Below are 14,210 nucleotides of genomic sequence, written 5' to 3' on the forward strand. Positions count from 1 at the left end.
ATTACCCCTTTTTTGCAGAATTTTATAATAATTATAATAACTCTATTTTATATTCGCAATACATATGCTTACTTTATTTTGCAAAGGATGGCCCGATTCATTGCATTCTTAATCTTCTTCTCTGTCCGGTTATTTTACAATATGAAAGCTCCGTATAAAAGTGCCGCAGCAATGACATAAGCCGGATGGACTTTAAGTTTTTCCATCAGAACATAGCTGGCTGCACCTATGGATATTGTTTGCAGCAGCCCGGATTCTACATAAGACGTAAAGAAAAAATCATATGCCATTATTCCCAGCAATACAGCAATTACAGGGCGTACAACAATGGTCAGCCTTTTTACCCTGGGAGATTCTTTGAATTTCATTAAAAGACCAAGAAGAGTGATCATCAGAATCAAGGAAGGGGCAACGGTTGCAAACACGCCAACTGCAGCACCAGGAATTCCAGCCTGCTCATAGCCAATATAGCCCGCCATCTTGGTGGCAATCGGGCCGGGAAGCGTGTTTGCCAGCGCGAGAACCTCACTGAATTCATTGACCGTGTACCACCCGTATTGGTCTACAACCTCGTTCTCAATAAGCGGTATTGAAGCCGGGCCTCCGCCGTAGCCAAGAATGCCCGGAATAAAAAAAGCCCAGAATATCTTTGCGTAAATCATTCAAGTATTCCCCTTCTTCACCGCACTATCTAGCTTATCTTTTTTCATCAGGGCACCGGCCAATAAAACGAATATCAGGATGGCAGGATGAATCCCCAGGTGCTCCAATAACACAATGCTCACCAGGACGAACACACTTGTCCATCCCCAGCCAAGTCGTGACTTTCCGGATTTTTTTACAAATTCCCACGTCATTACCGCCAGCATTACAGCCACTACAGGAACAACTGCGGCGGCCATCCCTTTCACCCAGTGTTCATCCTTATAAGCATTCAGGACAGTCAAGAGCAGAATCATCAAGATAATTGTCGGAAGCACCGTTGCCACGAGGGCGTTGAACATTCCGGAAAAGCCTCCAACACGGTATCCAATATATCCAGCCATTTTGGTGTTAATCGGCCCTGGCAGCGCGTTACCGAGAGCCAGGATGTCACTAAACTCATCAGAATCCATCCACTTATATTTTTCGACTACTTCCTTATGTACAAGCGGGATTGAAGATGGGCCGCCGCCATATCCAAGAATACCCACCCGAAAAAATGCCCAGAAGATATCTGCCTGTTTCATAAAATTTCCACCTTTTCCCATTAGGACCAGCAGAACATATCCAGCTCCCTATCCGTTTACCTTCTCTTCTCCATTTTATAGAACTTTTACATTAATGAAAATCATATAAGCAAAAAAGGAAGTCTGACTCCACGGTCAAGCTTCCTTTTTAAAACTATTTAGGGCATACCTTTTTAGCAAACCGTTCCAGATCCCTGTTTTCACCCACAACGATGAAAATATCATCTTCCTTGAGAACCTGCTCTGGATCAGGGGAAATATCAATTCGGCTTTCGCTGCGGATAGCAATTACAGTAATATTGTATTTCGCCCTCAAATTGACTTCGCGCAGGTTTTTCCCGATCATGCCTTCCGGGACAGCTATTTCCTCGATACTGTAGTTGTCGGCAAGTTCGATAAAGTTCAGCACATTAGGCAAAGCCATCAATTGATGGGCAACCCTTTCCCCCATATCCCTCTCAGGGAAAATGACCTTGTCTGCCCCAACCTTGGTCAGAACCTGGCCATGGCTTTTGTTTATCGCCTTTGCGACAACGTTCCCAACACCCATCTCCTTCAATAGAAGAACAGTCAAAATGCTGGCCTGGATATCATCACCGATTGCCACAATCACAGTATCAAAGTTCCTGATCCCAACAGCCCTCAGAGTTTGTTCGTCCGTGGAGTCCCCAATCACCGCATGGGTTACGAGCTCCTGGAAATCTTCCACGTTTTCTTCGCTTATATCCATCGCGAGTACATCGTTTCCTTCATTATAGAGAGTGGTCGCGACGCTGGAGCCGAACCTCCCCAGGCCGATTACCGCATACTGTTTAGGCATGTAATCTCCTCCTACCCAATCATTATTTTTCCTACCGGATAACGGATAGGATCAGCGTGTCACTTGCGCGTTAACGAAAACGCCACTGTCAGTGGGCCCAGCCTTTCGGCGAATATTGTAAACATAGTGACGCATTAGCCGATTGGCCTTAGCCCTATTTATTCCATATTAGAATTTCCAAAGTTTGTTGGCTGTACTATAGCCGAGAAAAAAAACCGGTAACCGCCATCCACCGCCACATGTGTTTTTTCGCATATAAAAAGCCCACAGAGGCCCAAAAGCCTTGCGGACTGTATCAACAGGTCGTCTCACAAGCTCCACCTTCCTCTCCCTTTACGCTTGCGGAGTTAGCTGCCGGATTCGGGCCATGGAAGTAGCCCTGCCTTCGAAAAGGATTCACCCCGGGAGGCAAAAATGCCGCCGTAATAGTGGTTCCCCCGCTCCCTTTGGATTCAGCGATTTCAGAAATTGAAACTCAATGCTGTTATCATACTCCTGCTCCGATAATCTGTAAAGCAGGAAGATTAATTTCGTGTAAAAAGAAAGAAAAGATTTTCATAATGAAAAGCCGTAAGCTTGTGGGCATTATTTTAATGAGGTGGTGCTTATAAATTCTTTCGTCCTTGCTTCTTTCGGATTGGTGAAAAACTCCTGTGGCTTTGCTTTTTCGACAATCCTTCCTTCGTGCATATAGATGATCCAGTCGGCTACCTCACGCGCAAACCCCATTTCATGGGTGACGACCACCATCGTCATCCCCTCTTCGGCCAGCTCTTTCATGGTAGCCAGAACCTCTCCGACAAGCTCTGGATCCAGGGCGGAAGTCGGTTCGTCAAACAGCATGATGTCCGGCTTCATCGCAAGCGCCCTCGCAATTGCCACCCGCTGTTTTTGCCCGCCCGACAGCTTGCTAGGATACACATGAAATTTGTCGCCCAAGCCGACTTTTGCTAATAGTTCCTTTGCTTTTTCGACAGCCTTGGGCTTCGGAACCTTTTTCACATGGACAGGGGCCTCTATCACATTTTCAAGCACAGTCATATGAGGAAACAGGTTAAAATGCTGGAATACCATCCCGACTTTTTGCCGGACAGCATTCAGGTTATTGGATGAGGTTATTTCCTCTCCCTCGATGATTATTTTTCCATTATCCTTCTCCTCAAGGAAATTCAGGCACCGCAGCAGCGTACTTTTTCCTGAGCCGCTTGCCCCAACGAGGCAGACAACTTCACTTTCAAGCACATGAATATTTATATCTTTCAAGACATGCAAATCCCCGAAGGACTTGTTCAAATTTTCTGTTCTGATCATTTCTTTCGCATGCATCCGCCATTCCTCCTCTAACGGTCACTTACTGCCAATTTCCTTTCAAGCATGCTGACAAGCAGTGTCAGCAATGCGACAAGCACAAGATAATATATTGCAACAATCAGCAAATAGGTCATCTCATCAAAATTGTTTGATCCAAGAGTCGTTGCTACATTAAACAGTTCATTCATCGAAATGAAAGCGGCCAATGAAGAGTCCTTCAACCCGATAATGAATTGGTTGCCAAGCGGCGGAAGGGAACGTCGAAAAGCCTGGGGCAGGATAATTCTTCGCATCGCCAGACTTTTTGTCATTCCGAGGGATCGGCCCGCTTCCATCTGCCCTTCATCAACTGCCTGGATCGTTCCCCTGAATATCTCCGCAATATATGCTCCATTATGGAGAGCGAGTGCCAGTGCTGCCGCCCAGAAATCAGGGATCAAAAAGATTCCGCTCAGCCCAAAATATAAAATGAAAATCTGCACGATAAGCGGTGTTCCCCTTATCAGGTAGACATAAGCATCTGATATAAGCTGCAATGGTTTGATATTTGATATTTTAAAAAGCGCAAAAATAAGCCCAATGACAATCCCGATGATGATCGATACTGCAGTAAGCTCCAATGTCAGGAGCATCGCGTCAAAAAACAGGCCCCTGCTTTCAATCAATATGTTGATTAAATGTGAAAAACTTGGCACAGCCTCCTACTTCCCTTCTCTTATATATCTATCATTCTGGTTTACTGGTAATATCCTGCCCAAAATATTTTTCGCTGATTTTTCTAAGTGTACCGTCGTTTCTTAAATTCTCCAGTGCTTCATTCACTCTCTTCAGCAGGACCGGATTGTCCTTCGGGATGACAACCGCCTGCTCACTCCGTTCGATCAGCTGGCGGCCTTCGATTTTGAAGCCTTCCTTTGCCGCGCTTTTTCCCGTTACAAAATCGGTGATGACCGCGTCATGGCGCCCGCTGCCCAGCGCTTTTAAAGCTGTGATGTCACTGTCATACATCTTGATGTTGTCCGTATATTTTTTTGCGGTGTCGGCGTAGGTGGATCCTTTGGCGACTGCCACTTCTTTCCCTTTCAGATCGTCAACGGTCTGGATGCGGCTGTCCGGCCTTGTGAAAATTTGCGGGCCGGAATAATAATATGGTGTCGAAAAAAGCACATGCTTGCTGCGCTGCGGATTGATCGTATGGCTTGCGACAGCCGCATCGGCGCGCCCTGTCTTGACTCCTTCGACAATACCTTTAAATTTCATCCTTTTTTGCACTGGTTCAAGGCCAAGCTCTTTCGCGATTGCTTCACCTACTTCTATGTCAAAGCCTGTCATAGAGAGGTCATCCTCCAAATAGCTGAATGGCTTGAACTCCCCGGAAGCAGTGAACACGAACTGGCCCTCATTGATTAGCTCTGTTCCGTCGTCCAGCTTTTCTTTTTGGGCACAGGCCGACAACAAACTGACTGACAAGGCCAAAATTATTGTCATAAACATTTTTCGTGGCATTTTCACAATGCTCCTCTCTCCTGCCGGTCATCTCTATCTCTCTAAGCTTGCTAAATAAATACCCTGTTTTACTGCTTCTAATCTTCGGGCTGCTAAATAGTGACAGGAAGAAGTGGAAAAATAGCCCTGACAATGAAAAAAACGGGCTAAATGACACTTTAACCCGTTTCAGCAATCATTATTGTATTAAATCGGATAATGGAACGCATATAAGCAAAGCAAAAACTCTTGTAATCTCAAGGATGATTCCCCTTCGCGCTCGCCATTCCCGTTTACACTCGTTGTGATTGACCGGCCCCATGTCTGGAGACCGTCATTGTTAGGATTATAAAAGTACACCCTGATTGTACCGGACGGGTCCGGCGCGACCCTCTGTATTAAAATGGCATGAGCCCCGAGAGGATTGCCATCCCTGTCATAAATAGTAATACCGGCAGGCTGCGGCAACGAATCGGTGCGGGCCGCAAGGAATTCTGGCTGGTAATACATGCGGAAAAGTGACAGGAAATCCGGATTATTGTATATATCCGCAAATCCTTGCCAAACGCCATCGATGTAAAAAGCAGGGTTCACCCACTTATGGGTGTCCTGGCCGCGGTATCCGGTCTGCTGCAACATTTCCACATAGGCAGCCTGAAGATGCGGAAGCATGACCAACGATACAATATCAATGTTTTCCTGGTCTTCAAGAGCCTTTTTATCCAAGTTTTCTGTCGAGATCTGTGTCCCTTCATATTCAATGATTAATCTCCCTTCTGTAATGACCTTTGTAAAAAGCCCCAGCAGCAGGAGGGGATTTTTCTGAGACCAATAGCTAAGTGCCCTCGTGGACTGGCAGGCAGGATTAAAACCCTGGCCGATTCCAAGTGGCTGCCCTAACACACTGACCATTCCGGCCAACAGTGCAGACCGCATTGTTTTTTCGTCTTTGATGCCCCTTGCATTTCTAAGCTGTTCTCTTATCGTTTGATGAATTTCAATCGAACCTGTTTGTTCCAGTCCTTCAAGGAGCTCAGGTGTCACGATGTCCCTGCCAAGCAGGCGGCAGAGTCCGTATATGCTTTGTCTCCATTGCATGCAGCCGGCGGAACGAATCACTTTTTGAATGTTCGGAAGATAGCATTTTATATTTTTCTTAGCCTGAAAGTTCCCAGCCAGCATGTTTTCGAGCAAATGTGGTTTTGTGTCATTGATAAATATCAGGAACACTACATGAAAGGAGGAAACGAGTCCTGTTTTTTCCATGGAACAACGCAGCTGTTCAGCCTCCCGAATCAGGACCAGATCATCACTTCGCTTTAACACTTCAAGGTAGTTTCCTCCTTTTAAGGCAATGTCTGTCGGACTGTACACCGCTTTTTCGTACTGCCTCCACACGGAATCATTGGGGTCACTTCCGCCTGTCAGCTTCCGTGCGCTTGAAATAAGCCTGAGGATCTTTTCGACGACGATTGGCCTCTGTACCGCCAAATTTTCTATTTCTTTCTCGATGTGGGAAAAAATACGGGGAGAATAACAGTGGTCAGCCATGAAGCTGATAAGTGGTGCCGCGATTTCATCTTTAAAAAGCATGTTCATCCGGTTCTCTTCATTTTCGCGCATCAGCAGGAGATCCATATTCAAGGCGAGGACTTTGGTGATATACTCATTTGCCTCATTTGACGCCATTTCAGGGTGCTGATAACTCCCCCGCGCAATCGCAAGAATACGAAGATTGCTTAATGTTTCGGCTGCCGCAATGCCGCCCCCTGCCTGAAGTGTCCCCCTTACCAATGGCGGCTGAAGGTGACGGACATTTTCCCATGACCTATTTAAAAATACACCTGCCTGGTCAAACAGATGTGCGTATTGAAATAAAACTGCCAGCCCTTCTTTTTCCCCCAGCAGCCTTACAGCTTCATCAAAGACGGCCTGCTGAAAAAATTTTTTCCGGTCTTTTGCTGTTCCCCAAAGCTGGTAGAGCGCCTTTTGAAAACTGCTTCCGCTGACATTTTGTAAAAGCCCCATCAGTCATACCCTTTCCAAGAAAATGGTTTATTGTATCATATTGGCCAAAACCTCAGGGGATTACTACTTTTCTATAAGAAAAGTAGTAAGCGCCCCAGTCGAGGCTAAGTGCGGGCACGTCCTGTGCCCAACTCCTAACCCCTTACATCCTGTAATTCCGGCGTATGGCCTCCTCGAAAAAGCTAACGCTTTTCCTTCGTGCGATGCCTATGCTGTCGAAGCGTTCCTTATGGAGCCCTCCAACCGAGATAAAGGAAAATCGAAAAGAGGAAGCGCCTTGCCCAGGCGCTGAAGCTAGACAACACGGAAGATCCGGAGGCGATTCGATGTTGACTTCTCGTAGGGCGGAGAGCGAAGGCGTCTCGCCGCTAGGGCGCTGGAACTGGACAAATCTAAAAATAAAAAGCTGATCCAGCAAGAGGAGCGTTCACTTCCTCTTTTGGACCAGCTTTTCAAATGGGACGATTCAGTGTGTTTTCAATTAAGACATCCAGGTATAGCTTGTGCCCCAGCTGTCCTTTGCAAGGGATTCCACTTCTTCGACCAATTCGTCTTCAACCATGTACGTATCACCCTGCTCGTAAGGATTGTAGTGAAAAGCATACATTCTCGCCAAAAATTCATGGAACGGGAGTGAAGATTCTCCTTCTGATTCACCATTTTCATACACGCTTGGTTCAATTCCCTGTCCCCAATTTTGCCCGCTGTCGTTATTGGGATTGTAAAAATAGATCCGGCATTCCTCGTTCTCATCCTTTTTGATCCGCTGAATGGAAACAGCATGAAGCCCGAGGAGATCACCGTGGACATTTGTAATGAAAATGCCGACCGGGTTTGGATAAATCAATTCATATCCATCGTTGTAATCAGGATGATGTGTTGCATAAAACAGCCTTACAAATGCGTCATAATTGGAGACGGCACCTGTCAATGGATCGATGACGTTCACAAACCCTCTTGGGATCCATTCACCATAGAATTCCGGATTCACCCACTTATGGCCGTCTTCACCCCGCAGGAGCGTCCTCTTCATCATTTCGTTGTATATCCTGTCAAGATGGGGCACAAGTACAATGGAGACCGTATCCAGTGCCTGATGGTATTCATCCGCTACACCGGCTTCTGCTGTGCTTGAATGAATGACTTCACCCTCAAATGTCATATCGATATCATTATCCCTTGCCGCCCGTGCAATGTACTCCAGCAGCTGGCCGATGCCATGCTGTGCCCAAAGGCTGATTGCCCTGGCTGACTGGCATGTTGGATTAAGCCCCTGGCCGACCCCGAGAGGCTGTCCAAGCACGCTGACCGTTCCAGCCACCAAAACTCCGTTTGAAGTAATTCCATGGCGCTCATGTTCAGGCTTCATGATGGCCCTCTTTACTTCACCATGAATGGCCAGGTCGAATAAGCGCCGCAGCGCCGGTATAAGCGGCTCCTGGGTCAGCACACCGCGGTCAAGCATTCGGGCGAGGCCGTAAATTGACTGGCAGGTTTGCGGAAAAATGGCAAGCTGGATTAAGTCATGAAGCAGCTGTTTATTAGCATTGAAGCTTGCCGTGCCAGTTTCCGATAAATCGAGCGCAACTGGAATCAGGTCAGGATTAAACCGGTTAAGATAACGGATAAAAACGGCATGTGCCGGGGAAACCAGGCCCGTCTGCTTCATGGATTCCGAAAATCCAGTTGCTTCCGCCTCCAAATCCCGATTGTCCGCATCCTTCAGCTTAATCCTGTAATCCCTCTGGTTCGGGTATTCCTGGCTGAGGGGGGTGGGCCAGGTTACAGCCCGGTAATATTTATGAAGGGCTTCCTTGGACGCCTGGCTGATGTCTGTGTCCATCATGTTTTTTGCCATATCTATCATGTTGATTATACGGTTGACCATAATCGGCCTTTGAACAGTCAGGCGGTCTATTTCCTGGACGATTTTATCCGCGATTGCTTTAAATGAAAGTTCTGCTCCCAGATACCTGAACAGCCGCTGGCCTCTTGCAATATGCTCGCCTGCCTGAATGCGCGCTTCCTCCGTTTCAGGCGGAAACAGGAAATCAAGATTCAATGCCAGCACTTCATTCAGGAACGTCCTTGCTTCATCTGCAGTTATGCTGCTATGCTCATAGTCACCTTTTGCAATAGAAAGCATCCTCATCTCACTAAGAAGCTCAACAATAGAATTCACTCCTTTAATGCGGAGCGAGCCGCCAACCAATGGCGGCTGCATTTTCGAAGGATCCTCCCATGGACCGCCGTGGAATACCCCGGCTTCATCAAATTTAGCGGCATTTTCGTAAAGTACGGCCAGGCCATCGTCCGTCCTGGCCAGATCGATCGCCGTCTGGAACACATTCGTCTGGTACATGCTTTTCGCATATGGCTTAGCATGATGAAGCGCATTAAGAGCCTGCTCGAATTTTTCTTTTAATGAGGCAAGATACGTACTCATTCCAAAATCCCCTCCATACCAGTATTAAAGATAGAAATCATATTCCTCGTATTCTTTTAAAAGGCTCCTCATTTTCCCGCTGTCGTCCCCAAAGAAGAAAATGGTACCGTAATGGTTCCCGAAGCCAACACGCTCCGCCACTTTCGAGGTTACCGGGATAAACATGTCATGCTTCTCGAAATACGGATCATTTTTCAATTCCTCAGGCATATCCAGCTTCTCTATGACAGCGACTCGGGGATAAACCATCAAACTTCCTGCGTACCCTTTTGCTGATACAACTTCCTCCGGGAAGAATTCATTCAACTCTTCTTCCGTTGTATCCGGGTCACTGCAAAGGATTTGTGCCTGGAAAGCACTGAAGCCGTATGCCCGCTCTATCAGCTCAAAAATATGCCCGCCCGGCACCCTCGCCGCTACCTCGCCAAAATTGATGACACCATCGGCTGAAATAAAGTACTCAGGATGGATCACGCCATATTTAATTTCAAAGGAGTCGACCAGCTTTTGGATTTCTGCCCGGATTTGGGGTCTCCATTCCTCAAGGGATGGGGAGGCAGGAACAAAGTTAGAATGTCCAAGCTGCACATACTCCGTAATATTTAAAAAGCGGATTTTTCCGTTGTGGATGAATGCTTCACAGGAGAATTCCTGGCCATCAAGATGGCTCTCCATTAAACAAGGAAACTCAGAGTCTGCCATTTGTTCAATTTCCTTTGCTTCACGGATCATGCGGTGTCCAACTGTACCTGCTTTATTAAGCGGCTTTACGTGGATCGGATCGGTTGGGTCGCCATCGATCTTGATTAAAGCTTCGTTTACTCGCTTTAAAAAGCGGTAAACATCTTCCTTCGAATAAGCTTCTTCAAAAACTCCAACTTTGATGCCGGCCATCTGGGCCTTACGCTTCATTAAACCCTTATCTCTCAGTAACAGGGAGCGGTTAAAGATGCGGGGATCATTCTGGAATTTGGCATTTAATGCCCCTGCCCATTCGACAGTCTCTTCATAGATGGGCACTGCAATTTTGGTGTTCAGCGCTTTCAATTTTTCATAAAGTTCGTTTGACCTTTCATTCAGCTGGTCAAATTGCCATGCCACAAACTGAATGCCATGCTTATCCGCAAACTCCTGAAATTCAGGAGGCCCGACCACGACAAATGGACGTTCCAGCTTGTCGATTGCTTCAATCGCCTGCAGGCTCCAGCCCAGCAGTGCAGTTAATTTCCCCTTATTTGCCTGATTTTTCTCCATAAAACGTTCCCTGCCTTCTGATAGATTAAAAGACTCATAACGTATTCTATATTTCCAAAAAATAAATTATTCAAACATTTCATAAAAAAAAGTGTTTACCGTAATAGTTTCGCAGGTAATTAAATAAAGTCTGGTGTAACCCAAATTAAAGGAGCGCTGATTATGGATTGGTACGGTAAGTTGATAGATTATTTCCCCCAAAAAGAAATGAAATCGAAGGAGCATTTTGAACTATTATTTTCGGAAAAAAGAGGTACCTATAAAAAGGAAGAAGGAACCGACTACGTTCTGATATATTTGGAAAAAACTGAATTTATTTTTATCGACTACATCCTGGTCAGCGGAAGCAGCCGGGGCAAAGGGACAGGCTCCAAACTTCTTGACCGGATGAAAAGGAAAAGGAAAGCCATTATTCTTGAAGTGGACCCTATCACCGAAGCAGATCCCGATTCCAGCAAAAGAGTGGCTTTTTATAATAAAAATGGCCTGCACAAGGTAGATTCGATAACATATGAAAGGATCCATGCAATAACAAAGGAACTAATCCGGATGGATATCTTCTGCTGGTCACCTTCCCCGAAAAGTGATTTCTGGGTTTTTGAAAGAATGAAGACAGCATATAAAGAAGCCCACTCATACAAGGCAGCCGAAATTTACAATACATCCATCCAGGCAGCTGATGAAGTGCTGACCTTCAATGGCCGGAAGCTTAGCAAAGCAGAATAAATGTCTCCCGTCTGGCCACAGATCATTAAGAACGGCCAGTCGCAGGGCAGGCAATTTCCCGGAGGTGACTATATGGATCAACTGCTTAAAGGCAAAGTGGCTGTTATCACTGGTGCAGGATCTGGCATCGGGAGGGCAGCGGCGCTGAAACTAGCAGAGTGCGGTGCAAAGATCGTCATGGTTGAAATTGAGGGAAACAGGGCTGAAAAGGTCAAGGAAGAGGCCGGGCAAAAAGGCAGTGAAGCTGTCATTGTTGAAGCAGATGTGTCAGAAGCCGAAAGTGTACGCAATGTTTTCAAGATGGCAGAAAAAACATGGGGGCGCGTCGATATTGTATTCGCTAACGCAGGAATAAATGGAGTGCTGGCGCCTATTGAGGATTTAGAACCGGAAGAATGGGACAGGACCATCAATACCAATTTAAGAGGCACCTTTTTAACCGTGAAATATGCTGTCCCGATCATGAAAAAAACCGGAGGAAGCATCATTATCACCAGTTCCATCAATGGGAACAGGATTTTCCGGAATTTTGGCATGGCAGCATACAGCACCTCCAAAGCAGGACAAATGGGTTTTGGAAAAATGGCCGCACTTGAGCTTGCCAAATACAAAATCAGGGTGAATATCATCTGTCCAGGGGCAATCGAAACAAACATCGATCAAAATACTTTTCCCGACAATGATGAACTGGACAAAATAAAAATCCCCATCGAATATCCGGAAGGCAGCCAGCCCTTGGAGAGCCGGCCCGGAAAGCCCGAGCAGGTCGCTGAACTTGTCGCTTTCCTTTCATCCGATCTTTCCTCCCATATCTCCGGAACTGAAATTTATATTGATGGGGCTGAATCACTTTTATAAATCAGCGTTATAGGCATAGGAGCTTTGTACCTATGCCTTTTCTACTTAGTCGTACATTTCCTTAAGCTTCTCAAGGTCAGACAGCAACCTTTTTATTTCCGCCTGTGAAATCCTTATAGGCATCTGGTCATAAAGAGTGATGATCTGGCCATCCTGGTCATGCTCATGCTTTTTTAAATACTGATAGAGATCAAGGAACTGGCTTTTCTTTATGATCGACTGTGTGTAAAAATCCTTCACTTTGTGGATAACGAACTCGTTCGTCCCGTCGTCGAACTCTCCGGAAATAATTTGGCCATCCATGTGAATCACTGTTTTCACTCCTTCTTTCATTTCCAGAAATAGCTTTCCCCTAAATTTCGGAAAAATATAGTTTTAATATTAAAAAATATTTTCAAAATTTCTATTTTACCGTCCGCGAAATTAATGTATGCTTTCCCTAAGCTGAATTTTGTTATTCAAATATAACTCAGCCAGGGCATTTGGCCGTTATTGCTGACAATGAATGAGCGATTGCAGCCAAACATAAATAGAGAGAGGCAGTGAAAGAATTTGAGGACAATATTTAAGAATTACCGGTTTACCATCATTTTATTAGCCGCAATCTTGGCTGGCGGCGCCGCAGGTCTGGCATTCGGCCCTGACGCAGCAGTGGTGAAACCTTTCGGGGACTTATTTTTGAATTTATTATTTATGATGATTGTCCCACTTGTATTTTTCAGCATTTCTTCGGCAATTGCGAATATGAGCGGAATGAAGCGCCTTGGAAAAATCATGGGCAGCATTTTTATCGTATTCCTGGCCACGGCTGCGGTTGCCGCTGTTATTGGGCTGATCGGAGCCACCATAGTCAATCCCCTCCAAAACACGGATATCTCCGCAATTAAAGACCTGATGGATTCCGCAGATACCGGGAATGAGGCAGCCGAGGAGGTTACTTTCTTAGGCCAGCTTGTAAAAACGTTTACTGTTTCAGATTTTTCACTGCTGCTGTCGCGGGACCACATGCTGCAGCTGATTGTATTTTCCGTCCTTTTTGGGATTGCCGCTGCAATGGCAGGAGACAAAGGGAAACCGGTCGCACAATTCCTGTCTTCAGGTTCGGCAGTATTGATGAAGATGGTCGGGATTATCATGTACTATGCTCCGATCGGGCTTGGCTGTTATTTCGCCGCGGTAATCGGGGAACTCGGACCCCAGCTGCTTGAAGGATATGTAAGGGCGTTCGTCCTTTACCTTGCGCTGGCTATAATATATTATTTTGGCTGTTTCACTCTGTATGCGTTTATCGCGGGCGGGAAAAATGGGGTCAAAACATTTTGGAAAAACGCGGTTACACCATCGGTTGCCGCACTTGCTACGTGCTCTAGTGCAGCCTGCATCCCGATCAATCTCGCTGCAGTCAGAAAAATGGGCGTCCCTGATGATATCGCCGAAACAATCATACCGCTTGGGGCCAATACCCATAAAGATGGTTCAGTGTTTGGCGGTGTTTTAAAAATCGTTTTCCTGTTTGCTCTTTTTGGAAAAGATATGACAAGCTTTTCTAGCATTTTAAGTATATTGGCAGTTTCTTTCCTGGTAGGTGCAGTCATGGGGGCAATTCCAGGCGGTGGAATGATTGGGGAAATGCTGATTATCAGTGTGTATGGATTTCCGCCTGAAGTTCTTCCAATTATCGCAGTGATCAGTACAATCATCGATGCGCCGGCTACCCTGTTAAATTCAACAGGAAACACAGTTTGCGCTATGCTCGTGACTCGTTTGGTCGAGGGCAAAAATTGGCTGATGAACACGATGAGCCTCAAAGTGAATGCTTCATCCGCGAAAGCGAAGAACGCCTGATCCATTAAATTTTGAGAAACCTGCCTAAATCAGGCAGGTTTCTTTCGTCAAATAAGAAAAAGCAAGCGTTGTTTGCTTGCTTTTCCCTCTCTCTCTAATTTAAATATAAAATTTGCCCAGGCTATGTTGCGACGGAAGGTCAGCTAGGTAGTACTTCCCTCCAACTGAATGCTGCGACGGAAGGTCAGCCAGATAGTACTTGCCCCCA

General features: G+C 46.0%; 13 protein-coding genes and 1 riboswitch. Of the genes, 3 read left to right on the forward strand and 10 right to left on the reverse strand.

The genetic code is table 11. The annotated features are described in order from the left end of the window. Positions 1-134 precede the first annotated feature (134 nt). From CVD19_RS10725 to CVD19_RS10765, 9 genes are all read right to left on the reverse strand, one after another. On the reverse strand, positions 135-662 hold the full coding sequence (locus tag CVD19_RS10725; RefSeq protein ID WP_101581851.1) for a chromate transporter: 528 nt from the start codon (positions 660-662) through the stop codon (positions 135-137). Next, entirely contained in the window at positions 663-1,229 is a 567-nt protein-coding gene (locus CVD19_RS10730; protein WP_101581852.1) for a chromate transporter, read from the reverse strand. It lies immediately after the preceding gene. Between the two features lie 154 nt (positions 1,230-1,383). Further along, positions 1,384-2,049, reverse strand: a complete 666-nt coding sequence (locus tag CVD19_RS10735) for a potassium channel family protein (RefSeq protein WP_101581853.1) — start codon at positions 2,047-2,049, stop codon at positions 1,384-1,386. A 320-nt stretch (positions 2,050-2,369) separates the two neighbouring features. Then, a riboswitch (cyclic di-AMP (ydaO/yuaA leader) is annotated at positions 2,370-2,517 on the reverse strand. Between the two features lie 117 nt (positions 2,518-2,634). After that, the gene (locus tag CVD19_RS10740) at positions 2,635-3,375 is read right to left on the reverse strand and encodes an amino acid ABC transporter ATP-binding protein (RefSeq protein ID WP_101581854.1); all 741 of its coding nucleotides are present in this window, start codon (positions 3,373-3,375) and stop codon (positions 2,635-2,637) included. Positions 3,376-3,389: 14 nt separating this feature from the next. Then, the gene (locus CVD19_RS10745) at positions 3,390-4,055 is read right to left on the reverse strand and encodes an amino acid ABC transporter permease (RefSeq protein WP_101581855.1); all 666 of its coding nucleotides are present in this window, start codon (positions 4,053-4,055) and stop codon (positions 3,390-3,392) included. A 31-nt stretch (positions 4,056-4,086) separates the two neighbouring features. Continuing rightward, a complete protein-coding gene (locus CVD19_RS10750) occupies positions 4,087-4,866 on the reverse strand; it encodes a transporter substrate-binding domain-containing protein (protein WP_180953593.1) in 780 nt (259 codons plus the stop codon). Positions 4,867-5,052: 186 nt separating this feature from the next. Next, positions 5,053-6,873, reverse strand: coding sequence for a hypothetical protein (locus CVD19_RS10755; RefSeq protein WP_101581857.1), 1,821 nt, complete (start codon positions 6,871-6,873; stop codon positions 5,053-5,055). 481 nt (positions 6,874-7,354) lie between these two features. Further along, positions 7,355-9,319, reverse strand: a complete 1,965-nt coding sequence (locus CVD19_RS10760) for a hypothetical protein (protein WP_101581858.1) — start codon at positions 9,317-9,319, stop codon at positions 7,355-7,357. 24 nt (positions 9,320-9,343) lie between these two features. Continuing rightward, positions 9,344-10,573 (reverse strand): ATP-grasp domain-containing protein, encoded by a 1,230-nt coding sequence (locus tag CVD19_RS10765; protein ID WP_101581859.1) that lies wholly within the window; start codon positions 10,571-10,573, stop codon positions 9,344-9,346. Between the two features lie 162 nt (positions 10,574-10,735). Here CVD19_RS10765 and CVD19_RS10770 point away from each other — a divergent pair, with 162 nt between their 5' ends. After that, positions 10,736-11,299 (forward strand): GNAT family N-acetyltransferase, encoded by a 564-nt coding sequence (locus CVD19_RS10770; protein ID WP_101581860.1) that lies wholly within the window; start codon positions 10,736-10,738, stop codon positions 11,297-11,299. 72 nt (positions 11,300-11,371) lie between these two features. Then, the gene (locus CVD19_RS10775; RefSeq protein WP_101581874.1) at positions 11,372-12,157 is read left to right on the forward strand and encodes an SDR family oxidoreductase; all 786 of its coding nucleotides are present in this window, start codon (positions 11,372-11,374) and stop codon (positions 12,155-12,157) included. A 45-nt stretch (positions 12,158-12,202) separates the two neighbouring features. Here the strand turns inward: CVD19_RS10775 and CVD19_RS10780 are convergent, their stop codons facing one another. After that, positions 12,203-12,460: a hypothetical protein gene (locus CVD19_RS10780; RefSeq protein WP_308314866.1), complete on the reverse strand. Its 258-nt coding sequence runs from the start codon at positions 12,458-12,460 to the stop codon at positions 12,203-12,205. Positions 12,461-12,709: 249 nt separating this feature from the next. On the opposite strand from CVD19_RS10780, the gene CVD19_RS10785 reads away from it, so the two are divergent. Next, complete coding sequence (locus tag CVD19_RS10785) at positions 12,710-14,002, forward strand: dicarboxylate/amino acid:cation symporter (protein WP_101581861.1); 1,293 nt, start codon at positions 12,710-12,712, stop codon at positions 14,000-14,002. Positions 14,003-14,210: the final 208 nt, after the last annotated feature.

It is taken from the genome of Bacillus sp. T33-2 (assembly GCF_002860205.1).
Lineage (GTDB): Bacteria > Bacillota > Bacilli > Bacillales > Cytobacillaceae > T33-2.